Origin of the sequence: Diaphorobacter sp. MNS-0, from assembly GCF_019602835.1 — a bacterium.
GTDB lineage: Bacteria > Pseudomonadota > Gammaproteobacteria > Burkholderiales > Burkholderiaceae_C > Diaphorobacter > Diaphorobacter nitroreducens.
This window is the reverse complement of record NZ_CP080761.1, coordinates 2,099,621-2,122,413: the sequence shown is the minus strand read 5'-3', so window position 1 is coordinate 2,122,413 and position 22,793 is coordinate 2,099,621. Positions and strand designations below refer to the sequence as shown.

The following is a 22,793-nucleotide window of genomic DNA, read 5'->3' as shown; positions in this document are numbered from 1 at the left end:
CGGAGGCTCCTTTCGAGTGATTTAGCGCCAAAGGCCGCTCAGGCCCCGGCGTGGTGGGCACATCGGGGCGAACGACCTTGGCACGAGATAATCCGTTTGGAACGGCAGGGTCTGCGATGGCTGAGGCGCCAACTCCATCAGGCGCGCGATACGATCCTCTGCCGCCGTATGCGTGCGCAACCAAGACGGCTCGGGATTTCCCCAGCCGGGCAGACCATCCATGAGGGCAATGGAGGCAAGGCGCCTGGAGCCGGTGGCAAAGGCATTGACATTGACATTGACGATGCCGCTGGGCACATAGTACGGAACCGGCGTGTTCGGCAACCCGGCGCGCATTGTAAGCGCTCGCAGCAACGACCAGATTACGGGGGCTTCATTGCTGCGCAAGGGACGGACGCCATGCAGGCGCAAGGTCATCGCGGAGGCGACGACAGGTTCGATCAGCAGGGTCAATGCGCATGTTGCCAGTGCCAGCCAAAGGCCATGCTCGCCCAACAGCAGACTGCCAACTGCAGCCGCGATCCCCCACCAGGGTCAAAACCAGCAACACGGTTTGAAAGCGATTGAGCCAGCGGTGCCTCGACCTGGCATCGTGTCGACCGTCTAGACTATAAAGAGCCATGGTCAATCACTCGCTCTTCCGGTCGTCGCGTTCACGCATGAGCCAATAGGTCAGACCCAAGGCCAGTATCGTCCCCGCCAGGGCGGCCACTTTGGCAGGATCAACGTCGGGGTCAAGGATGATGAACTTGCGGGCCAGTGCCAGGATCGCGATCAGAATGACGGTCTTGACCTGGATGACGCTTTCCTTACGCAGCGCCACTTTGACGATTGAATGCTTGAATTCCATCGCGATCAGCAGCGTCATGGTAGCACCGAATACCAGCTGAAAAACCTTATGATCCAGTGGATTCAGTGCATCCATGACGAGCAGCGTGAAGACGAGCCGAATCAACTGAATCAGCGAAATCACAATCACCATCGACATGACGCCCGACAGCGTGATGGCAACAACCTGCTCGAAGCGCTCGTAAACCGTCATCAACCGCCACTGGGAGCGCATCTCGTCAAGGGCCGTGTGGCCAGATTCTTTATGCATAAGCGTTGCTCTCTCTTTCAATGAAACGTAAATGGAACGGGGAGTCCGAGAAGACGACTCGATTACACCTGGATTGCCGAGGCAATTGCGAAGCCACCCAGCGCATAATGTCCTGCGCGCCCGTGGCGCCGCCGATGGGTGGATCAGCCTCTTGCACGTCAACCCTTTGACCCATGCATGGCATCAATCCGGCTTCTGGTCTGGCGGCAGCAATCCCAGCAGATCCGCCTGCAAATGTTGCAACTTGTCGATGCCAGCCCTCAATGCCTCGACACGGCCGGCATTTTTCATTTCACTCAGGGTGTGCGCTAACTGCTGGATGCTCTGATGCAGGACATCGACCTGATCATCAGGATCCTTGCCGAAGAACGTAGGGCGGCCACTTTGATCCCGCCAGTATTGGAGTGCTTCGGGTTGAGGCGGCACTTGGGTCTTACCTGACAGATAGTCGATCATCTGGGAAATCCAGACCCGGTGGTCGACGTATGTGAACGGCACGGGCAGCGAGGAGCGACTGTCAGGTTTGAATCCCTTCCAGGATAAGGGTACCTGCCAGGTGTGTAGCCATTGCTCGAATTCATGCGCCGGCATCGGATGCCCGATGGCATAACCCTGGCCCCACTCGCATCCCATACGCAGCAGCATTTCACCATGCTGAATGGATTCGACTCCCTCCGCGATGCAGTTCCTGCCAAACGACCTTGCCAGTGCCAGTAGCGCATCCAGGATGGCGATATCGTCCGGATCCTCGAGCATGTCGCGTATAAAACCTTGGTCGATCTTGAGCAGGTGCGCGGGCAGGCGCTTCAGATAGGTCAGCGATGAATAGCCGCTGCCGAAATCGTCGAGGGCAAAACGCAATCCCATCCTCTCGCACAGCGCCATCAACTGAGACACTTGAACGAAGTCCTCCACGGCGCTGGTTTCGAGGATTTCCAGTTCAAGGTCTTGCGGCTGGGCGCCGGGATGTCGTGACAACATACCCCGTAGATGCATGATGAAGTCCGGTTGCAGCAAGTGCCGCGCACCGATATTCACGCTGATCGGGACATGAAGGTCGGCCTTGCGCCAAACTTCGATCTGGGTCAGCGCAGCCTCGATGGTCCATTTCCCCACGTCAATCCCGAGCGGATGGTTCTCAATGATGGGTATGAAGGAGGCAGGAGATAACAAGCCACGCGTCGGATGTTGCCAGCGGATCAAGGCTTCGGCGCCCAGCACCTCACCGGTGCGCATGTTGACCTTAGGTTGGAAATAAAGCAGAAACTGCCCATTGGCAAGTGCATTCTCTATGCTGTCAAATCCGTCGTGACGGGTGCGCAGCGTACGATCCTTCTCCGTATCGAAAACGTGATATCGATTCTTGCCGGCTTGCTTGGCACGATACATAGCCTGATCTGCCTGCCGCAGCAGTTGGTCGGCGTCGATATCTTCGCCTTGCGGGTAGTAGCTCACACCGATACTCGCGCTCACCTCGCACAGTGCGTCACCAATCGGTACGGGCTGTGCAGCCACCTCGATCAGGCGATCGAGAATCGGTATGCTGACGGAAATATCCGGCAGGTCGACCAGAATAGCGACAAACTCATCACCACCAAGACAGGCCAAGGTATCGCCTTCGCGCAACACCTGCGTCATACGCCTGGACAGGACGGAAAGCAATTTGTCGCCGACTGCGTGGCCGTGCTGGTCGTTGACCTTCTTGAATCCATCCAGATCGATGAAGACAACCGCCAGGTGCATGCCACGCCGACGTGTCTGACGAATGGCCTGCTTAACAGGCCGTTGAAAAAGTGCTTTTCGAACGCATCAGGGACGCTGAGTGCGAAGACACGAGCTGCCCAGACGCGTCTGCGCAGCGATTGCAACGGCCCATCTGGCCGGTTTGCAGGCCCTCCCGCCCATTTCGGGCGCACGTATCCCTGGGCTCACGCATGATGCGCGTCCCACCAGCCGCCGATGCTGCCCATTCGCACAAGGTTGTAGGTGGCAAAGCACAGCAGCGCCTGGCCCGTGAGCTTGGCCTGACCGATCAGCTTGGTCTTTGCCAGACCACCGACGGTCTTGATCCAGCCAAAGGCCTCTTCGATGCGCTTGCGCACCTTCAGGCTGGTCTTGTAGCCCTCGTGCCGTGTCACTCGCGCATCCACCGCCGAGTGTTTGTCCTTGGCCGCCACGTGGGGCGTGACTTTGAGCTTTCTGCAGCCTTTGATGAAGGCCTTGCTGTCGTAGCCCTTGTCGGCACCGACCGTGGCCCGTTTGTTCCTGTTGCCCCGACGCTCCAACATGGCCAGCGCCGCCTCGCGCTCGGCCGTGCCGCTGGCGTGGGTGATCTCGACATCCACGATCAGCCCGTTGCGGTTCTCCATGAGGATGTGCCCCATGTGGCACAGGCGGGATTTGTCGCCCTGGCTCTTCTTGAACAGCCGGGCATCGGCGTCCGTGGTGCTCTCGTGGGTGTCGTTGCAGCGCTCCTGCCCCTTGAAGTCCACCTCGGGGTTGCGCCCAGGCGGCGTGCCGCTGTCGTCGTCTTTGCGCTTGAAGCTCTTGTGCGAGGCCCAGGCGTCAATGAGCGTGCCGTCCACGCTGAAGTGCTCGTCGCTGGCGAGCTTGCCCCACTGGGCACTGAGCTTGACGCGCTCGAAGAAGGCGCGGGCGAGGTCTTCGTTGAACAGACGTTCGCGGTTGGCGCTGAAAGTGGAGTGGTCCCAGACCTTGTCTTCGATGTTCAGGCCCACGAACCAGCGGTACAGCAGGTTGTAGTTGATCGCTTCGACCAACTGGCGCTCGCTGCGGATGGAGAACAGGATCTGCAGCAGCAAGGCCTTGAGCAGCATCTCCGGTGGCACCGATGGGCGGCCACGGCGGGCGTACACCGCTTCGAACTCGCGGTTCATGGTTGCCAGCAGCGCATCAACCACCGCGCGCAACTTGCGCAGCGGGTGTGCCTGCGGCACGCGCTCTTCAAGGCTGATGTAGCTGAACATCGCCCCCTGGAAATCTTGACTGCCTCTCATCGTCCTCGTCTGGGTCGTTCACCGATGGCTTCAGATCGTAGCGGCCAACGCGGGCGTCGGCGGGGGATTTTTCAACGGCCTGTTAAGGCGGTCTCCAAGCAATAGTCGATTGGGCAAGCCGGTGAGCAGGTCGTAATGAGCAACGCGTTCAAGCTGTTGCTGGTTCTCCTTCAGCGCCGTGATGTCAGAAAACATGGCTGCGTAATGCTCGATATTGCCCCGCATATCCGGGACTGCACTGATCGTCAGCAGCGCGGCAAACTGACTGCCGTTCTTGCGTCGGCACCAGAGCTCTCCGTGCCAATAGTCGTGCTCACGCAGAGCCTGCCAAACGGTCTGATAGAACTCATCGTCATAGCGATCGGACTCGAGCAGACGAGGTGTCTGACCCATTACTTCCTCCCGCGCATAACCAGTGATCACGGAAAACGCCCGATTGACGTTGACAATGTGGCCTTGAGCGTCCGTAACGAGGATGCCCTCTCCTGCGTGCTCAAAAACTTTAGCCGCAAGGCGAAGCTCTTCCGCGGATCTTCTGCGTGAGGTGACATCATGGATATAGCCGTGCCAGAGGATGCACCCATCAGGCATGGCTTCAGGCGACGCCTCGCCTTCGACCCAGATCACCCGACCGTCTGGAAACTGCACTCGGTACTCGTCATGCCAAAGCGCGAGTGACTGCCCCGACGCCTGTATGGTTTCATGCACACGGTCGCGGTCTTCAGGATGGAGCGCAGCGAACGCAGGAGTGGCATCTTCAACAACATCCTCCGGTGCAACCCCGTATATTTCCCGTATCTTCGCGCTGGCATAAGGGAAGTGCGAGCTGCCGTCCGGACGAAGACGGTATTGGTAAAGCATACCGGGAACGTGGCTGGCCAACTCTTCTCGCTGTCGGCGCATAGAGTTCAGCGCCTGCTCGACCCTCTTGAGATCGGTGATGTCCTCTACCGTCCCGTCTGCCGCTCTGGGCCGACCAGAGGCGTCGCCCTTGAATGTTGCCCGCAGGTGTATCCAGCGAACCTGCCCTCCGCTGACGATGCGATACCGCAGATCAAGGGACTTTCCGCACATGGCAGCATCCCATGCCCTATCGAAGAGGGGGCGGTCTTCAGGGTGAATGCACTGCAGGAATCGCTCGAAGGCTATTGGCGCACCAACATCCAGGCCGAGCACGCGGCAGGCTTCATCGGAGCAAGTGAGGAGTTGCGAGCCAAGATCGAGATGCCAACTGCCCAAATGGGCATTCTGGTTAATCTGGCCACAGTGTCGGGCTGAGATTTGAGGAGTCTCGTTCAAAGGTGACGTTCCTTATGGGTGCTGATTTTTTGGAGTAAAAACTTTCGCAAGTTATTGAAATTAAATGAATTAAGGATGCCCTGAATAACTCGAATGCGTAAGTGCTACAAGGTCACCGGTTTCAGATAGTGCGATGGATGGCGTTTAGCCTGGGTCTTCGCACCACTTTCCACGCCCTTGCGGGCCATCTGCACCGCCTTTGCGGCCATTTGCCTGATTTCAGGGGCACTCATCCCTGCGCCTCCAGCAATTGATGGCGCACCATCCAAAGATTGGACAGCGCAAACAGCGTCTTGAGCTGCAACGTGTTCTTCTTCAATCCCCGGTAGCGCACCTTGGTGTATCCAAACTGTCGTTTGATCACCCTGAAGGGATGCTCCACCTTGGCACGGATGCTCGCCTTGATCTTCTCCACTTGGTCTATCAGCGCGTCAACGGGGTTGTTCTCTTTGTCCAGCGCTCTGCGTTTGCCTGGGCGCATCGCGATGTGCCACCGCACTGCCTCCTTGGCATCCGGGCGCTTGTCGATACCTTGGTAGCCCGCATCACCAAACCCGTCTGTCTCCTGCCCGTGCAGCAAGCTGTTGCCCTCTACAACGTCGGCCACGTTACCCGAGGTGCCTATGACGGTATGCACGAGTCCCGAGTCCGCATCCACGCCGATATGGGCCTTCATGCCAAAGTGCCATTCGTTGCCCTTTTGGCTCGAATGCATCTCTGGATCGCGCTTTCTGTCCTTGTTCTTGGTAGAGCTAGGCGCTGCGATCAGTGTGGCATCGACCGCAGTGCCTGCCTTGAGCAGCAAGCCCTGGGCTGCCAGAAGCTCGTTGACAGTGGCCAGAATCTGCTCGGCCAGCTTGTGTTTCTCCAGCCGATGACGAAACCTCAGGATGGTGCTCTCGTCAGGCACCCTCCCATGGGCATCAAGACTTGCAAACTCCCGGTAGATCGGGGTGTCAAAGAAGGCCTCTTCCATCGCCAGATCTGACAGGGTGAACCACTGCTGCATGCAGTGGATGCGCAGCATGGTCTCCAGGGCAAAGGGTGGGCGGCCGTTCTTGCCTTCGGGGTAATAGGGCGCAATGAGTTCGACCAGAGCAGCCCAGGGAACCACCAAATCCATCTGGGTCAGCAGTTCTTGCTTGCGGGTCTTTTTGGTGCTCAGGTTCAGGTCAAGGCTGCTTTGCTTCATAGCTTGGGAGGATGCCATGACTGTGCTGCTCCTATCAGGTCGCCATTTAGGTTTTGCAGGATTTCCTTAAATTGCAAGAATAGAACAGTACGACATCGTGCTGTTGTGAGTTGAGATCGAATTGGCCTCTGGCGCTTGTGGGACGGGCGCTGAAAGCTATCAAAAACATACCAACGTCGTGAACCAGGGTGCGCCGCGGCTATCGCCCGTGCCGGTCGACGGCGGAAAGGTCGAGGTGAATGCGGGTCCCTCTCGTGCGCCTCAGGTCTCCCGGCGGTGGCGGGCGGGCAATGGTGGCATCCGCCGTACTGCTCCACCGCTTGCTCGGCTGCGCGGCGCAGTGGCGCGACTTTCCGCGGCACCTCTGTGCCACACGGGGTGTCACAGGTGCAGGCCCGCGCCATGCGGCACGTCGCTCGCCGTCGATTGCGTGCGCCAAAAGGCAACGCTCCTGGGTGCTATTGAATGATGAGCTGCTAGCGCTTGCTGGATAAGCGCGGGGGCCTGTTTTGGCTTAACAGGCCGTTGAAAAATCCCCCGCCGACGCCCGCGTTGGCCGCTACGATCTGAAGCCATCGGTGAACGACCCAGACGAGGACGATGAGAGGCAGTCAAGATTTCCAGGGGGCGATGTTCAGCTACATCAGCCTTGAAGAGCGCGTGCCGCAGGCACACCCGCTGCGCAAGTTGCGCGCGGTGGTTGATGCGCTGCTGGCAACCATGAACCGCGAGTTCGAAGCGGTGTACGCCCGCCGTGGCCGCCCATCGGTGCCACCGGAGATGCTGCTCAAGGCCTTGCTGCTGCAGATCCTGTTCTCCATCCGCAGCGAGCGCCAGTTGGTCGAAGCGATCAACTACAACCTGCTGTACCGCTGGTTCGTGGGCCTGAACATCGAAGACAAGGTCTGGGACCACTCCACTTTCAGCGCCAACCGCGAACGTCTGTTCAACGAAGACCTCGCCCGCGCCTTCTTCGAGCGCGTCAAGCTCAGTGCCCAGTGGGGCAAGCTCGCCAGCGACGAGCACTTCAGCGTGGACGGCACGCTCATTGACGCCTGGGCCTCGCACAAGAGCTTCAAGCGCAAAGACGACGACAGCGGCACGCCGCCTGGGCGCAACCCCGAGGTGGACTTCAAGGGGCAGGAGCGCTGCAACGACACCCACGAGAGCACCACGGACGCCGATGCCCGGCTGTTCAAGAAGAGCCAGGGCGACAAATCCCGCCTGTGCCACATGGGGCACATCCTCATGGAGAACCGCAACGGGCTGATCGTGGATGTCGAGATCACCCACGCCAGCGGCACGGCCGAGCGCGAGGCGGCGCTGGCCATGTTGGAGCGTCGGGGCAACAGGAACAAACGGGCCACGGTCGGTGCCGACAAGGGCTACGACAGCAAGGCCTTCATCAAAGGCTGCAGAAAGCTCAAAGTCACGCCCCACGTGGCGGCCAAGGACAAACACTCGGCGGTGGATGCGCGAGTGACACGGCACGAGGGCTACAAGACCAGCCTGAAGGTGCGCAAGCGCATCGAAGAGGCCTTTGGCTGGATCAAGACCGTCGGTGGTCTGGCAAAGACCAAGCTGATCGGTCAGGCCAAGCTCACGGGCCAGGCGCTGCTGTGCTTTGCCACCTACAACCTTGTGCGAATGGGCAGCATCGGCGGCTGGTGGGACGCGCATCATGCGTGAGCCCAGGGATACGTGCGCCCGAAATGGGCGGGAGGGCCTGCAAACCGGCCAGATGGGCCGTTGCAATCGCTGCGCAGACGCGTCTGGGCAGCTCGTGTCTTCGCACTCAGCGTCCCTGATGCGTTCGAAAAGCACTTTTTCAACGGCCTGTTAAAGCGTGCGCAGGCGTTCGATGGCTGCACGCAGCGTTTCGTCCTTCTTGGCGAAGCAAAAACGCACCACGCGCTGGTCGAAGCCGTCGCCATAGAAGGCCGACAGGGGAATGGCGGCCACGCCGATCTCGCGCGTGAGCCACTGGCAGAAGTCCGCTTCGTTCAGGTCGCTCACGGCCGAGATGTCCACGCACTGGAAGTAGCTGCCGGTGCTGGGCAGCAGCTTGAGGCGCGAGCCCTCCAGCCCCTGGCGGAACAGGTCGCGCTTGGCCTGGTAGAAGGCCGGCAGCTGCAGGTAAGGCGCGGGGTTCTGCAAATAGTCCGCGAGGCCGTACTGCATGGGTGTGTTCACGGTGAACACATTGAACTGGTGCACCTTGCGGAACTCCGCCGTCATGGCGGCCGGGGCGGCCACCGTGCCCACCTTCCAACCCGTGACGTGGAAGGTTTTGCCGAAGCTGGAGACGATGAAGGCGCGTTCCGCGAGGCCCGCGAAGCGCGCGGCGCTCTGGTGCTCGGCGCCGTCGAAGACCATGTGCTCGTACACCTCGTCGCTGATCAGGAGCACGTCCGTGGAGGCCAGCAGTTCCTCCAGCGTGCGCATGTCGTCGGCCGTCCACACGGTGGCGCTGGGGTTGTGCGGCGTGTTGATGATCAACAGACGCGTGCGCGGCGTGATGGCCGCCGCGATCTTGGCAAAGTCAGGGCGGAAGCTGCCCGGCTTGAGCGGCACCCGGACCACGACGCCGCCGGCCAGTGCGATGTTGGGCACGTAACTGTCGTAGCAGGGCTCCAGCACGATCACCTCGTCGCCTGGCTGCACGCAGGCGAGGATGGCGGTGAGAATGGCTTGGGTCGCCCCGGCTGTGATGGTGATTTCGGCGTTGGGGCAATACTGGCGAGCGTGGAGTGCTTCAATTTTTGAAGCAACGGCCTGCCGCAGCGCGGGCACGCCGGCCATGGGCGGGTACTGGTTGTGGCCGGCCTGCATGGCGCGCGTGACGGCGTCGATCAGTTGCGGGTCGCAGTGGAAGTCAGGAAAGCCCTGGCCGAGGTTCACGGCTTGGTGTTCGGCCGCCAGCGCGGACATCACGGTGAAGATGGTGGTGCCCACGTTGGGCAGGCGGCTGGGAAAGTGGGGCGTGGTCATTGGGTGTCACTCATTCAAAACTGGCGCAACGCGTGGCGTTCCGACGGCCGCATGCCTTGCGAACACGGGTCTTGGGGCGGGCTTGCCCAGGCCGCTGGCGTCGTCCCCATGCGGGAAGCCTCAAAGCGGCTCAGGGCGCATCACAACTCATAGTCGTTGACGTGCCCGGTCATGGCGCGGGCAATCAGGTCGCGGCTCAGGCGGTCGCTCAGCAGCTCGGCGAACTTGTAGACGAAGTTGCGCAGGTAAGCACCACGCTTGAAAGCCACGCGCGCCACGCTCTGACCGAACAGATGGCCGACGGGGCGCACGACGAGGTCGCCCAGCGGGTCGTCGCGCATGGCCATCTCCGCCACGATGCCGATGCCCAGCCCCAGGCGCACGTAGGTCTTGATCACGTCGGAGTCGATGGCCTCCAGCACGATGCGCGGCTGCAGCTTGCGGGTGGCGAAGGCCTGGTCGATCTTGCCGCGCCCGGTGAATGAGGGGTGGTAGGTGATGAGCGACTCGTGCGCGATGTCCTCCAGTCCCACGCGCTCCTTTTGCGCCAGCGGATGGCTGGGGGGCAGCACCAGGACGTGCTGCCACTCGTAGCAGGGCAGGGTGACGAGGTCGGGATACTCCGCCAGCGACTCCGTGGCCATGCCGATCTCGGCCACTTCGTCGATCACCATGCGCGCCACCTCGTGAGGCGTGGCCTGGTGCAGGCTGATGTTGACCTTGGGATACGCCTCGCGCAGCTTGGCCACCGGTACGGGCAGCACATAACGCGCCTGGGTGTGGGTGGTGGCAATGGCGAGGGTGCCGCTGTCCTGGGCGCTGTACTGCTCGCCGATGCGTTTGAGGTTGCCCACCTCGCGCATGATGAGTTCGATGCTCTTGAGCACGTGCTGGCCGGGCTCGGTCACGCGCTTGAGCCGCTTGCCGTGGCGCGCGAAGATGTCCACGCCCAACTCGTCCTCCAGCTCGATGATCGCCTTGGATACCCCCGGCTGCGAGGTGTGCAGTGCCTTGGCGGCCTCGGTGAGGTTGAGGTTGCGGCGCGCCGCCTCTTGAACGAAGCGAAACTGGTGCAGATTCATATTGAAATGCGGCTAAGAGGTCGCATCATTATGCTGCATCAATCTAACGGCGGGCGCGAAAGGCGCAGATATCGTTAAGGCACCAATGCTTCGGCGGCAATGCGCGCCATCAGGGCCGTCATGCGTTCGTCCTCGCCGATGGGAGGGCTGAGGTGCAGGCGCATCTGTGGAAACGCCTGGGACAGTTCCTCGACCATGCGGGGGAGATCTTCGCGCGCATGCCGCCCGGTGCCGAGGAACATGGGCACGATGCCCACCTGGGTGATGCCCTGCGCCGCCATCGCGGCAACCGTTGAAGGCAGGTCGGGCGCGCACAGCTCCAGGTAGGCGCAGCGCACTTCCAGCGCGGGCTGCTCGGCGCGCATGCGCGCGAGCACCGCCTCCATGGGCAGGCGCCACAGGGGGTCGCGGGAGCCGTGTGCGAACAGCACGATGCCGTTGGGACTAGGGTTCGTCATGTGTCTACTGCGGTGGGTCTAGCGCCTCAATACCAGCCATCCAAACGCTGCCAGAGAAAGCACGGAATAGATCAGGCCCGGCGCGGCCGCGGTCAACCAGGGCGACCAGTTCTGCAGATTGCCCGCGAAGCCGAACACATTGTTCAGCAGGAAGAAGCTGATGCCGGCCATCACCCCGCCGAACACATAGCCCGCAATACCCCCCGAGCGGAAATGCAGGTAGGCGAAGGGCAGGGAGAGCACCACCATCACCAGGCAGCTCAAGGGGTAGAAGACCTTGCGCCAGAACTCGATCTCGTAGCGCTGTGCCGACTGGCCGTTGGCCTCCAGGTGGCGCACGAAGCGGAACAGTTCGATCGTCGCCATCTTGTCCGGCTTGAGCAGCGACGCGGCCACCATGTCGGGGCTGATGCGCGTGGGCCAACGCAACGTGGACTCTTGCAGGCGCGACACGCGCATGCCGCCATCGGCCTCGGCCTCAAAAAGGGTGCGCTGGACCTGCTGCAGATTCCACGCATCGCGGGCGTCGTCGAAGGTGGCCTGTTCCGCCTGGATGGTGGCGGCGACGCGTCCGCGCGCATCGAACTCGAACACCCGCACGCCGCGCATGGCGCCATTGGGGTCCACGGCGCGCACATTCACTGCGATCGAATGGTCGCCCTGGCGCTCCTTCAGCCATGCGCCCGTGGCGCCAGTGCTGATCTGGCCCAGCCGGCGGGCTTTCACGAGGGAGGCCGCTTTTTCGCTCGCCGGGGCAATGTAGTCCCCGACGATGACTGTGACCATGACGAACGCGCAGCCGAGCATCAGCAGCGTGCTCAGCGCCCGCCAGGGACCCAGCCCACTGGTGCGCATGATGGTGAACTCCGAACTCTGCGCCAGCCGTGCCATCACGAAGATGGTGCCGATCAGCACGGTGATGGGCAGCAGTTCGTAGAGGTGCTGCGGCAGGCTCAGCGCCACGAACAGCAGCGCGTGCGAGAGCTGGTAGCCATTGGCGCCCGCGCGGCCCACCCAGCGTAGCTCGTCCACCATGTCGAAGAAGAAGAACAGCGCGAGGAAGGCGAGGGTGACGAAGGCCACACCCACGACGACTTCGCGGTAGATGAAGCGGCGGATGGTTTTCATGCCGTCCTCCGGCCCAGGAGGCTGCGCAGCGACCAGTGGTTGTGGCGCGCGGCCAGCAGCAGCAGGCCCAGGGCCAGGGTACCGCCGTGCAGCATCAGCATGAACGGTAGCAAGCCCAGCCTGCCCACGCCGATCCATGTCTGTCCAACGGTCATGAGGTTGTAGTACACGACAAAGGCGAACAGTGCGAACACCAGGCTGGTGCTGCGCCCCGCCCGCGGATTGACGACGGCCACCGCCAGGCCCAGGACGACGAAGTTCAACGCGGCCAGCGCCATGCCGATGCGCCAGCCCAGTTCCGCCTGGTGGCGCGGCTGCGGGTCGCTGACCAGCTCCCAGGTGTCGCGGGTCTTGATGGAGGCCGCCTCGGGGTCGTTCTGCGATCCGCCACCCACAAGCGTGCCGTACTCGGCAAATTCACTGACGCGCAGGCCCGGCTTGTCCCGCAGCGTCTCCAGCCGCTGCCCGTTGCTCAACACCGCCATGCGTTCGCCATTGCGGATCTCCAGGCGCGCGCTTTGCGCGGAGGTGACGGTTTCGCGGTTGGGTTCGTTGGTGGCAATGAAAACGTTGCTGGCCGAGTTGGCATCCGGTGCGTCCTTGTCAATGAAGAACACGCGTGAGCCATTGGAGGATTCCTGGAATTCCCCGGGCGCGATACGGTCCACGTCGCTGCGCTGCTCGTATTGCGTCTTGAGCTCCTGGATCTGCCGGTTGGCCCAGGGCCAGACCACGAGCGACAGCGCGGCGATGGTCAGCATGACGGGCCAAGAAAACCGGAACAGCGGTGCCAGCAGGCTCATCAGTCCGCGCCCTGCCGAAAACCAGATGACCATCTCGCTGTCGCGGTACATGCGCGACAGCGCCCCCACCACCGTGACGAACAGGCTCAGGCTGAGGATGGTGGGCAGTTGTCCCAGCACCGTGAAACCCATGACCAGCATCACGTCGGAAGGGTTCACGCTGCCCCGGGATGCCTGGCCCAGCGTACGGATCAGCATCATGGTCATCACGACGGTGACCAGAACCACCAGGGTCGCGCCGAAGGTGCGGGCCAGCTCCTTGCGAATGGATGAATCGAATAACATTGGCTCGAAGGAAAACGCTGATTATGAACTTCGAACTGAAGACGCTTTCGCTGGCTGCCGCTGCTGCGCACAAATGCGACCTGCTGGTGGTGTTGGTGCCTGAAGGCTTCCTGCCGGGCAGCGACGTGCTGTCGACCATGGTTGAGCATGCGCTCAAGCAAGGCGATCTGGAGGTGAAGCCGGGCAAGCTCCTGCAGTGCTACGCCCCCGCCGGTGTTGCGGCGCGCCGGGTTGTGCTGCTGGGGTGCGGTGCGGCCGATGCACATGCGGTGCGCCAGGCCATGCAAGCCTTATCCCCCTCGTTCAAGTTGCCGTCGGTCAAGCGCATGGCGCTGGTGTTTGGAACCTCGGCCCAGCGGGGCGCCATCGGCGCTGCGGTGCGTGCGGTGGCCGATGGGAGCTATGTCTATACGGCCACCAAAACCAAGGCTGAGCCGCGTGCCTTGCTGCGTGTCACCCTGGGCGTGCCCGATGCGGGTGCGGTGCAGCCGGAGTTCGCCACGGCCACGGCCGTGGCGGCCGGTGTAGAGTTTGCGCGCGAGTGGGCTAATCGCCCTGCCAACCATGCGACCCCTACGCTGGTGGCCAATGCCGCCAAGACGCTTGCGAAATACCCCGGCGTCCAGTGCCAGGTGCTGGGCCCTACCGAGGTGGCCAAGCTGGGCATGGGGGCGTTTCTGGCGGTGGCTCAAGGGTCCGACCAGCCGCTTCGCCTGGTGGAATTGCGCTACAACGGCGCGGCCCGCACGCAGGCTCCCGTGGTGCTGGTGGGCAAGGGCATCACGTTCGACACCGGGGGAATCTCGCTGAAGCCCGCGGCGGAGATGGACGAGATGAAGTTCGATATGGGCGGGGCGGCGAGCGTCCTGGGCGTGTTCCGGGCGCTGGCGGAACTCCGGCCGGCGATCAACGTGGTGGGCCTCATTCCTGCGTGCGAAAACATGCCCGATGGTAAAGCGGTCAAGCCCGGCGATGTCGTGACGAGCATGAGCGGCCAGACCATCGAAATCCTCAACACAGACGCAGAAGGGCGTTTGGTCCTGTGCGACGCGCTGACCTACGCGGCACGCTTCAAGCCAGCCGCCGTGGTGGACATTGCCACATTGACAGGCGCTTGTGTGGTGGCGCTTGGTGGCCTGCGCAGCGGACTGTTTGCCTCCGATGACCTGTTGGCGGCACAACTCCTATCGGCAGGCGATGCCGCGCTTGACCCCTGCTGGCGTATGCCCTTGGATGACGAGTACGCAGAAGGGCTCAAGAGCAATTTTGCCGACATGGCCAATGTGGCAGGCCGGGCAGGTGGTTCGATCACCGCCGCGAAGTTCCTGCAGCGCTTCGTCGGGGACACGCCGTGGGCACACCTGGACATCGCTGGAACGGCTTGGAAGGGCGGTGCCGCCAAGGGCGCCACCGGCCGGCCTGTGGGACTGCTGGTGCACTATCTGCTGGAGCGGGCGACAGTGAGTACCGTGAAACCCAAGCAAAAGACGCGCAGCCGCAAGTCGGTGGCTTGAGGGCCATGTCGTTGAAGGTGCCGGCATGACACAGGTGGCATTCCACTTCAATGCACCCGACAAACTGGCGTATGTCTGTCGCCTGGTGCGAAAAGCCACCCGGCAGGATGCGCGGGTGACGGTCACGGGTGATGCAGACACCTTGCTGCGGCTGGATCGCCAGCTCTGGGCGTTGGCGCCTTCGGATTTCGTCGGCCATTGCCTGGGAGACGCCGACGAGGAAATTCTGCGTGCCTCTCCCACCGTGTTGGTGCAAGACCCTCGTACCAGTCCGAATCGGGACGTGTTGGTCAACCTGGGAAATGTCTTGCCCGAGGGATTTGCGCAGTACGCTCGGGTCGTGGAGGTGGTCAGCCAGGTGGATGAGGATGATCGGAAGCGCGCGCGGGAGCGCTGGCGCGGCTATGCCGCGCTGGGGTATGACATCGTTCGCCACGATCTGGTACTCAAGGAAAGCGCGGGATGACAACACCCACCAAGAAACCTCCCAGATTCGTGCCCACGCTCACCGACGTGGTGCAGATGCCCGAAGCCGAAGGGAGCTCGGCGCGTCCGTCGCCTCCGGTGACACGGCCTGCGACCACCGCTGCGTCGCTCTCTGTGCCTTTGCCAGGGGCTCCGCATTCACCACCGCCCCTCGCAGCTCCCGCGCCGGTTGCGCCGCTGCCTGCAGCGCTGCCCTACGGGTTTGAGGAGTACGTGGTGCATCGCGTGATGCAGCGCGTGGACGTCGTGCTGGACCAACGTTTGCGCGAGGCGATCGCAGTGGTGGTACAGGAGCAGACACGGTCCATGGTGCCTCGTCTGCGAGAGGAAGTGGAATCGGTAGTGCGGCAGGCCGTCTATGAAGCCGTGGCCGAGGAACTGGCAGGCGAGCGCAGCGGCCATTGATGCTGCGTCAGGGTATTTCCCTGTGTCGTTTCGCAGAACCTTCTTGTGTTCCCTAGTGATGTGGAACATAAATTGCGATATGTTTCTCCGCGTTGGTTCACAACAATATTTCCAGCGCTTTTCTTAATTGGAGATCCATATGCAACTGAAGTTGAAAATGACCGTGGCTGCTGCGATCGCAGCGGTTGCCGGTGTGGCCGCTGCTCAAGAGGTGGTGAAGATTGGTCACGTGGCACCGGTCTCCGGCGCCCAGGCGCACTACGGCAAGGACAACGAAAACGGCGCTCGCATGGCCATTGAAGAGCTGAACGCCCAGGGCGTCACGATCGGTGGCAAGAAGGTGAAGCTGGAATTGGTGGCGGAGGACGATGCCGCTGATCCCAAGCAAGGCACGGCGGCCGCACAGAAGTTGTGCGATGCGAAGGTCGCGGGGGTGGTCGGGCACCTGAACTCGGGCACCACGATTCCTGCTTCAAGGTCTACAACGACTGCGGGATCCCCCACGTCACTGGCGCCGCAACCAACCCCAACCTGACGCGCCCCGGCTACAAAACCACCTTCCGCATCATTGCGAACGACAACGCTCTGGGTGCTGGACTGGCGGCTTACGCGGCGGAAACCCTGAAGCTGAAGACCGTGGCCATCGTGGATGACCGCACCGCTTATGGCCAGGGCGTTGCCAACGTGTTCAAGCGCGTGGCAGCCGAGAAAGGCATGAAGGTTGTGGACGAACAGTTCACCACGGACAAGGCGACGGACTTCATGGCCATTCTGACGGCCATCAAGGCCAAGAACCCCGATGCGATCTTCTTCGGCGGCATGGATCCTCAGGCAGGTCCCATGTTGCGCCAGATGGAGCAACTGGGTTTGGCCAACACGAAGTATTTCGGTGGGGATGGCGTATGCACCACGGAAATTGCCAAGCTGGCGGCAGGCGCCGACGCTGGCTAACGTGATTTGCGCAGAGGGTGGCGCATCCCTGGCCAAGATGCCTGGCGGCACGGCCTGGAAGGCCAAATACGACGCCAAGTACCCCAACCAGTTTCAGGTCTACAGCCCGTACACCTATGACGCGACCATGCTGCTGGTGGACGCTATGAAGCGCGCCGGCTCCTGGGACCCGAAGGTGTATATCCCCGAGTTGCTCAAGTCCAATTACAAGGGCGTGACCGCGAACATTGCGTTTGAACCCAATGGCGAAATGAAGAATCCGGCCATTACGCTGTACACCTACAAGGAAGGCAAGAAGACGCCGTTGAACTGATCGACCTGTTCCGCCTCGCCTTGAGTGCGGATCTCGTAAAAAAGGGCTCCTTGGGGAGCCCTTTCTCTTGATATCAGCAACCGTTCAGCGTCGGACCTGCAGCGCGCCGGGGTTGACGATATTCGAGGGCGTGCCTTTGATGTAGTTCACCACATTGTCAAAGGCGGCTCCGAAATAAAGCTCGTAACTGTCTTGTTCGACGTAGCCGATGTGCGGCGTACAAATACAGTTCTCAAGCCGCAACAGCGCGTGGCCTTGCAAAATGGGCTCGCTTTCAAATACATCCACAGCAGCCATGCCCGGGCGGCCTCTGTTCAATGCGGCGATCAGGGCGTCGGGCTCGATGAGCTCGGCACGTGACGTATTGACGAGAAGGGACGTCGGCCGCATGCACGACAGGTCCTCTAGCGTGATCATGCCCTGCGTTTCCTCGGTCAAACGCACATGCAGTGAAACCACATCGCATTGGGAGAAAAACTCTGCCCGTGTGGCCGCTACCTGCAGGCCGTCGCTCAGTGCCTGGACCCGTGAGGCTTCCCGCCCCCACACGCGCACGTTCATCCCAAAAGCGCGCCCATAACCTGCCACGATCTGCCCGATCCTGCCGTAGCCCCAGATGCCCAGCGTCTTGCCACGCAGGACATTGCCCACCCCGAAGTTAGGCGGCATGGATGCGGCACGCAGGCCCGACTGTTGCCATGCGCCATGCTTGAGGTTGGCGATGTACTGGGGAAGACGGCGCATGGCGGCCATGATGAGAGCCCATGTGAGTTCCGCTGGCGCAACGGGGGAGCTCACGCCTTCAGCGACGGCGATTCCCCGCTCGGTGCAGGCAGCAAGGTCAATGTGCGCGCCCACGCGGCCGGTCTGGGCAATCAGCTTCAGGCGCGGCAGCTTGTCCACCAGTTGGCGCGTGATCTGCGTGCGATCGCGGATCAGCACGATGACATCTGCGTCCCGCAAGCGCACCGATAGCTGCCCCAACCCCTTGACGGTGTTCGTGTAGACCTTTGCGGAGTAGGGGTCCAGCCGTGCCGCGCAATGCAGCTTGCGCACGGCGTCCTGGTAATCGTCGAGTATTACGATGTTCATCTTGTCCACTTACTGCGCACACAGTGGCGCAGCTTTGTTTCTCTGCAATGGTTCCAAAGGAGCGCATTGCCGGTCTCAATGGATCATTGTCGCTGATAAGAAAACCTGTGCAGCGTAGTTCCACCGATGGGCACCAGGCGCATTACCGTGGCGAATACGCCATTGCTTACATCTTTCAGAGAGTATCTGCGCCTTTTTCCCATTTGTGCAGTTACAAATGGCCGTGCATTCCACCAGTTTGTTTTCGGCATCAGCAATCACCATGAAAAACCGCGAGCCTCACTCCCTCTCCTCAACCCTCCAACTGGCCCGCGGTTTGGCTATGGCCTTGGCCGTGGCAGCCTCCGCCGGTGGCGTGGCAGCCCAGACCTACATCAACGCCACGGTGGGCGGGCAAATCGCTCCCGGCGTCTACGGCCGCGTGGATATCGGCAACAGCGCGCCTGCGCTGCTGTACCCGCAGCCGGTGGTGATCGCTCCTCCCGCGGTGTATGTTCCCCGTTCGCCCATCTATATGTATGTGCCGCCGGGCCATGCCAAGAACTGGTCCAAGCACTGCGCGCGCTACTCTGCTTGCGGTCAACCCGTGTATTTCGTGAAGGAGCCCCCGCGCCGGCCCGGCAAATTCCGCGATGACCGCGACCGGTTCGATGGCCGTTCGTTTGACGATGGCCGCGGCCACTGGAACGGCCGCGACCGGGATGATGACCATCGCGGCCGTGGGAATGGAAAAGGCAACGGCAACGGCCGAGGCCACGGGCGCGGTGATCGCTGAGGCAGGCGTGAAGCCTGGCATCTGATGGCCGCAGCACGATGAGGGTCCAGGCTTTTCGAGGGAGGCATTTCCCTCCCGAAGTTTTCGCGCCAACACTGCGTGTGCTCGGCGGTGTTGCCTTAAGCTTGTGTGCCTATGGCACATGTGACGTTCTCCCCTCCCTATACACCGCCCTCACAGGTCGTCGCGCAGTTGCGTGACCGGGGTTATGCGGTGCTGCAACCCCGGGACACAGCGACATGGGTGGGATGTGCCTTGAACGATTTGCAGGCCCTGGCGGCCGACTGGTCGGATCTGGCCCCGGATGACTACCTCAAGGACGGAGGACGGTACCGCAGGCGGCGCCACTCCTGCTTCATTGTCGAGGGCCCCGCCGTGAAACAAGCACCGCACCGCGCGCACTGGCAGCCGGTGGAGTACAACGCGCTGCACGGAGGGCTGCAGCGCTGGTTTGCGCCCATGCGTGACGAAACGGTGGCTCGACCGGTGTGGCGGCAACTCATGCAGGCGGCTGCGGGCCTCTCGCAAGCGATGTGCGGGCAGCCGTCTCAACCCTGCTACATCGAAGCACATCAGTTCCGCATTGACACCGAGGGCGGCATCGGCCGTCCGACACCCGAAGGCGCGCACCGCGACGGCGTGGACCTGGTGGCGGTGTTCCTGGTAAGCCGCCAGGGCATCAAGGGTGGAGAGACCCGCATCTTCGAAGCCACGGGCCCGAATGGACAGCGGTTTACCTTGAGCGAGCCCTGGTCCGTCATGCTGCTGGACGATGCGCGCATGATCCATGAAACCACACCCATCCAGCCCACCGAAGATGGCGGCTGGCGCGATACCCTGGTGGTTACCTGCCGGGGCGGTGGCTTTCAAGGGGATGCGTCCCAATAATTGATGCGAATCAAGCCTTGGAGGCCGCGTACGCATCACACTCGTTGTTGTTGCGGGCCTTCCAGGCCTGCCACCCTAACCAAAAGGAGGTTCCATGTTCAAGCACATTCTGATTCCCGTCGATGGCTCGGAGACGTCCATGAAGGCCGTGGCCAAGGCGGCAGCGCTGGCCAAGACCTTCGGCAGCGCCGTGACGGCGCTGTACGTGATCGACCCTTATCCCTTCACGGGGGTGGGCGCGGATTTCGCCTACGGCCAGGCCCAATACCTCAGTGCCGCGACGGCCGAGGCAAACACGGCCCTGGACGCCGCCAAGGCCGCTGTCACCCAGGCAGGCGTCGCCAACGTCAACACCATGGTAGGCGAGGGGCATGCGATCCACGACGGCATCCAGCGCGCCGTCGAGAGCACGGGCGCGGACCTCATCGTGATGGGATCGCACGGTCGCCGCGGGCTGGAAAAATTGGTGTTGGGCAGCGTCACACAGCGCGTGCTGGGCGTGGCCCACGTGCCGGTGCTGGTCGTGCGGGATTGACCCGGGGCGTACGTCGCCACACATGAAAACGGCTCGCGTTGCGAGCCGTTTTCTTTTCGCGCCCCATCACGGAAGGGGGCGCCGCGAGCACGGGTTACTCAATCCGTGCACCCGAGGCTTCCACGATACCCTTCCACTGCACGTATTCGTTTTTGAGCAGGGTCGAGAACTGTTCCGGCGACATGGCCTGCGGCTCTGCGCCTTGCGCTTGGATGGCGGCCTTCATGTCCGCGGTGGCGAGCAGCTTGTTGACTTCCGCGTTGAGCGTGTTCACCACGGCTGGCGGCGTGCCTGCCGACGCCAGCACGCCGTACCAGGTGCTCACGTCAAAGCCCTTGAAGCCGGACTCGGCCACCGTGGGCACGTCGGGCAGCGACGAACTGCGCTTGGCCGAGGTGACCGCCAACGGGCGCAGCTTGCCCGCCTTGATCTGACCCATCGCCGAGGGCAGCGACGAAACCAGCAGTTCCACATTGCCCGCCAACGCATCCATGAGTGCCGGGTTGGAGCCTTTGTAGGGCACGTGGCTCAGCTTGATGCCGGCAGCTTTCTCGAACAGGTCGCCCGCCAGGTGAATGGAGGTGCCGTTGCCGGGCGAGCCATAAGTGACGGTGCCCGGCGCGGCCTTGGCGGCCGCCACCACGTCGGCCAAAGACTTGTACTTGGAGTTGACACTCGTGGCGATGACCACGGGCGTGTACGCCACGTGGGCCACGGCCGTCAGGTCCTTGGTGGGGTCCCACGGCAGGTTCTTGTACAGCCAGGGGCCGATGACCAGATTGTCCTTTTGGCCCATGACGATGTCATAGCCTGTGGGAGCGGCCTTCACCGCCTCGGTAATACCGATGGTGCCGCCAGCTCCCGGCTTGTTGTCGGCCACCACGGTCCATTTGTTGGCTTCCGTCAGCTTGGCGGCGACCAGGCGGGCCAGGATGTCGGTGCCGCCGCCGGGCGGGAAGGGCACGATCAAACGGATGGGCTTGGCGGGATAGGCGCCGGCAGCGGGTGCACTGGTCTGGGCATGGGCGGGCACAGCGCCCAAGGCACAGGCGAGGGTGGCAAGAGAAAGGATATGTCGACGAAGCATGGGGAAAAAGTCTCCTGGAGAACCTGGTATGGAACATGGCGCATCTGGCGCGCGCCCGCCTGGATGATGGCCCAGCCATCGTGGGCCGCACCGTGCCGAAGCGCGCGCATGCCATCGCCATCAGCGATGGCGGGGCGGGGCGAGGCGTCTCAGAGGCGCTCGAAAATGGCCGCGATGCCTTGCCCACCGCCGATGCACATGGTCACCAGCGCGTACCGGCCCTGGATGCGCTGCAGTTCGTGCAGTGCCTTCACGGTGATCAGCGCACCGGTGGCGCCGATGGGATGGCCCAGCGAAATGCCCGACCCGTTGGGGTTGACCTTGGCCGGGTCCAGGCCCAGGTCGCGCGTGACGGCGCAGGCCTGCGCGGCAAAGGCCTCGTTGGCCTCGATCACGTCCAGGTCGTTGACCGTGAGGCCTGCCTTCTTGAGCGCCAACTGCGTCGCGGGCACAGGGCCGATGCCCATGTACTTCGGGTCCACGCCCGCATGGGCGTAGGCCACCAGGCGCGCCAAAGGCTTTGCGCCGCGGGCCTGCGCTGCCTTGGCATCCATCAGCACCACAGCGGCAGCCGCATCGTTGATGCCCGAGGCATTGCCCGCCGTCACCGTGCCGTTGTCTTTCGCAAACACGGGCTTGAGCTTGGCCATGTCGTCCAGTGTCGCGCCGGCGCGGAAGTGCTCGTCGGTGGCGTATTGCACCTCGCCCTTCTTGCTCTTGAGGGTGACCGGGACGATCTGGTCCTTGAAGTAGCCCGCTGCCGTGGCACGCTCGGCACGGTTGTGGCTCTCCACGGCCAGGCGGTCCTGGTCTTCGCGCGTGATGCCCCACTTGGCGGCGATGTTCTCGGCCGTCACGCCCATGTGGATGTTGTGGAAGGGGTCGTGCAGGGCGCCGATCATCATGTCGATCATCTTGAAGTCGCCCATGCGCGCGCCCCAGCGGCTGGCGAGGCTCGCGTAGGGTGCGCGGCTCATCACCTCCGCGCCGCCGCCGATGGCCACGTCGGCATCGCCCAGCTGGATGGTCTGTGCGGCCGACACGATGGCCTGCAAGCCCGAGCCGCACAGGCGGTTCACGTTGAACGCGGGCGTGCCCTCGGCGCAGCCGCCCTGGATGGCCGCCACGCGCGAGAGGTACATGTCCTTGGGTTCGGTGTTCACCACGTGGCCAAACACCACATGGCCGACGTCCTTGCCGTCCACTTGCGCGCGTGCCAGCGACGCGCGCACCACGAGCGCGCCCAGCTCGGTGGGCGGAACGTCCTTCAGGCTACCGCCAAAGGTGCCAATGGCGGTGCGCACGGCACTGACTACGACGACGTCACGGGACATGGTTTTCTCCTGTAATGGTTTTGAATCAAATCAGGCTCTAGCGCTTATTGGATAAGCGC

At 62.4% G+C, this 22,793-nt stretch carries 22 protein-coding genes and 2 pseudogenes; 9 read left to right on the top strand and 15 right to left on the bottom strand.

Annotated elements, in window-relative coordinates; translation table 11 throughout:
* Positions 1-21 precede the first annotated feature (21 nt).
* The 7 genes and pseudogenes from K2L43_RS10150 to K2L43_RS10125 form a co-directional block, all read right to left on the bottom strand.
* Positions 22-622: pseudogene (locus tag K2L43_RS10150) on the bottom strand (hypothetical protein).
* A gap of 6 nt (positions 623-628) precedes the next feature.
* Positions 629-1,099 (bottom strand): phosphate-starvation-inducible PsiE family protein, encoded by a 471-nt coding sequence (locus tag K2L43_RS10145; protein WP_220637465.1) that lies wholly within the window; start codon positions 1,097-1,099, stop codon positions 629-631.
* Between the two features lie 183 nt (positions 1,100-1,282).
* Positions 1,283-2,842: a bifunctional diguanylate cyclase/phosphodiesterase gene (locus K2L43_RS10140; RefSeq protein WP_255580427.1), complete on the bottom strand. Its 1,560-nt coding sequence runs from the start codon at positions 2,840-2,842 to the stop codon at positions 1,283-1,285.
* A gap of 185 nt (positions 2,843-3,027) precedes the next feature.
* A complete protein-coding gene (locus tag K2L43_RS10135) occupies positions 3,028-4,116 on the bottom strand; it encodes an IS5-like element ISDisp1 family transposase (RefSeq protein ID WP_011803559.1) in 1,089 nt (362 codons plus the stop codon).
* A 30-nt stretch (positions 4,117-4,146) separates the two neighbouring features.
* Positions 4,147-5,415 (bottom strand): PAS domain S-box protein, encoded by a 1,269-nt coding sequence (locus K2L43_RS10130; RefSeq protein ID WP_255580426.1) that lies wholly within the window; start codon positions 5,413-5,415, stop codon positions 4,147-4,149.
* Between the two features lie 104 nt (positions 5,416-5,519).
* Complete coding sequence (locus K2L43_RS19065; RefSeq protein WP_255352815.1) at positions 5,520-5,648, bottom strand: hypothetical protein; 129 nt, start codon at positions 5,646-5,648, stop codon at positions 5,520-5,522.
* The gene (locus K2L43_RS10125) at positions 5,645-6,607 is read right to left on the bottom strand and encodes an IS5 family transposase (protein WP_220638989.1); all 963 of its coding nucleotides are present in this window, start codon (positions 6,605-6,607) and stop codon (positions 5,645-5,647) included. The genes K2L43_RS19065 and K2L43_RS10125 overlap by 4 nt, the downstream gene beginning before the upstream one ends.
* Positions 6,608-7,207: 600 nt before the next feature.
* Between K2L43_RS10125 and K2L43_RS10120 the strand changes: the two genes are divergently transcribed.
* Positions 7,208-8,296 (top strand): IS5-like element ISDisp1 family transposase, encoded by a 1,089-nt coding sequence (locus K2L43_RS10120; RefSeq protein WP_011803559.1) that lies wholly within the window; start codon positions 7,208-7,210, stop codon positions 8,294-8,296.
* Between the two features lie 150 nt (positions 8,297-8,446).
* On the opposite strand, the gene K2L43_RS10115 is transcribed toward K2L43_RS10120, so the two are convergent.
* The 5 genes from K2L43_RS10115 to lptF all read right to left on the bottom strand — a co-directional run bounded on the left by K2L43_RS10115 (position 8,447) and on the right by lptF (position 13,354).
* On the bottom strand, positions 8,447-9,598 hold the full coding sequence (locus tag K2L43_RS10115; RefSeq protein ID WP_220637464.1) for a pyridoxal phosphate-dependent aminotransferase: 1,152 nt from the start codon (positions 9,596-9,598) through the stop codon (positions 8,447-8,449).
* Between the two features lie 140 nt (positions 9,599-9,738).
* Positions 9,739-10,680 carry a CysB family HTH-type transcriptional regulator gene (locus tag K2L43_RS10110; protein WP_047351197.1) on the bottom strand — a complete coding sequence of 314 codons (942 nt, stop codon included), beginning with the start codon at positions 10,678-10,680 and terminating at the stop codon, positions 9,739-9,741.
* Between the two features lie 74 nt (positions 10,681-10,754).
* Complete coding sequence (locus K2L43_RS10105; RefSeq protein WP_220637463.1) at positions 10,755-11,138, bottom strand: sirohydrochlorin chelatase; 384 nt, start codon at positions 11,136-11,138, stop codon at positions 10,755-10,757.
* A gap of 18 nt (positions 11,139-11,156) precedes the next feature.
* Positions 11,157-12,266, bottom strand: a complete 1,110-nt coding sequence (lptG, locus tag K2L43_RS10100) for an LPS export ABC transporter permease LptG (protein WP_220637462.1) — start codon at positions 12,264-12,266, stop codon at positions 11,157-11,159.
* The gene (lptF, locus tag K2L43_RS10095; RefSeq protein WP_220637461.1) at positions 12,263-13,354 is read right to left on the bottom strand and encodes an LPS export ABC transporter permease LptF; all 1,092 of its coding nucleotides are present in this window, start codon (positions 13,352-13,354) and stop codon (positions 12,263-12,265) included. The genes lptG and lptF overlap by 4 nt, the downstream gene beginning before the upstream one ends.
* Positions 13,355-13,377: 23 nt before the next feature.
* On the opposite strand from lptF, the gene K2L43_RS10090 reads away from it, so the two are divergent.
* The 5 genes and pseudogenes from K2L43_RS10090 (at position 13,378) to K2L43_RS19050 (ending at position 17,023) form a co-directional block, all read left to right on the top strand.
* Positions 13,378-14,868: a leucyl aminopeptidase gene (locus K2L43_RS10090; protein WP_220637460.1), complete on the top strand. Its 1,491-nt coding sequence runs from the start codon at positions 13,378-13,380 to the stop codon at positions 14,866-14,868.
* A 25-nt stretch (positions 14,869-14,893) separates the two neighbouring features.
* Positions 14,894-15,334, top strand: a complete 441-nt coding sequence (locus tag K2L43_RS10085; protein WP_011805172.1) for a DNA polymerase III subunit chi — start codon at positions 14,894-14,896, stop codon at positions 15,332-15,334.
* A complete protein-coding gene (locus K2L43_RS10080; RefSeq protein WP_220637459.1) occupies positions 15,331-15,759 on the top strand; it encodes a hypothetical protein in 429 nt (142 codons plus the stop codon). Before K2L43_RS10085 ends, K2L43_RS10080 begins: the two co-directional genes overlap by 4 nt.
* 139 nt (positions 15,760-15,898) lie before the next feature.
* Positions 15,899-16,710 (top strand): annotated as a pseudogene (locus K2L43_RS19220) (branched-chain amino acid ABC transporter substrate-binding protein).
* A 1-nt stretch (position 16,711) separates the two neighbouring features.
* Entirely contained in the window at positions 16,712-17,023 is a 312-nt protein-coding gene (locus tag K2L43_RS19050; RefSeq protein ID WP_255580424.1) for an ABC transporter substrate-binding protein, read from the top strand.
* Positions 17,024-17,107: 84 nt separating this feature from the next.
* On the opposite strand, the gene K2L43_RS10070 is transcribed toward K2L43_RS19050, so the two are convergent.
* Positions 17,108-18,115, bottom strand: a complete 1,008-nt coding sequence (locus K2L43_RS10070; protein WP_015913270.1) for a D-2-hydroxyacid dehydrogenase family protein — start codon at positions 18,113-18,115, stop codon at positions 17,108-17,110.
* A gap of 262 nt (positions 18,116-18,377) precedes the next feature.
* Between K2L43_RS10070 and K2L43_RS10065 the strand changes: the two genes are divergently transcribed.
* From K2L43_RS10065 to K2L43_RS10055, 3 genes are all read left to right on the top strand, one after another.
* Positions 18,378-18,890 (top strand): hypothetical protein, encoded by a 513-nt coding sequence (locus tag K2L43_RS10065; protein WP_049756523.1) that lies wholly within the window; start codon positions 18,378-18,380, stop codon positions 18,888-18,890.
* A gap of 135 nt (positions 18,891-19,025) precedes the next feature.
* Positions 19,026-19,778: a 2OG-Fe dioxygenase family protein gene (locus K2L43_RS10060; RefSeq protein WP_047350653.1), complete on the top strand. Its 753-nt coding sequence runs from the start codon at positions 19,026-19,028 to the stop codon at positions 19,776-19,778.
* A gap of 94 nt (positions 19,779-19,872) precedes the next feature.
* A complete protein-coding gene (locus K2L43_RS10055; RefSeq protein WP_011805178.1) occupies positions 19,873-20,313 on the top strand; it encodes a universal stress protein in 441 nt (146 codons plus the stop codon).
* A gap of 94 nt (positions 20,314-20,407) precedes the next feature.
* Here the strand turns inward: K2L43_RS10055 and K2L43_RS10050 are convergent, their stop codons facing one another.
* On the bottom strand, positions 20,408-21,400 hold the full coding sequence (locus K2L43_RS10050) for a tripartite tricarboxylate transporter substrate binding protein (protein WP_220637458.1): 993 nt from the start codon (positions 21,398-21,400) through the stop codon (positions 20,408-20,410).
* A 149-nt stretch (positions 21,401-21,549) separates the two neighbouring features.
* Positions 21,550-22,734, bottom strand: a complete 1,185-nt coding sequence (gene bktB, locus K2L43_RS10045) for a beta-ketothiolase BktB (RefSeq protein WP_011805180.1) — start codon at positions 22,732-22,734, stop codon at positions 21,550-21,552.
* Between the last annotated feature and the right edge of the window lie 59 nt (positions 22,735-22,793).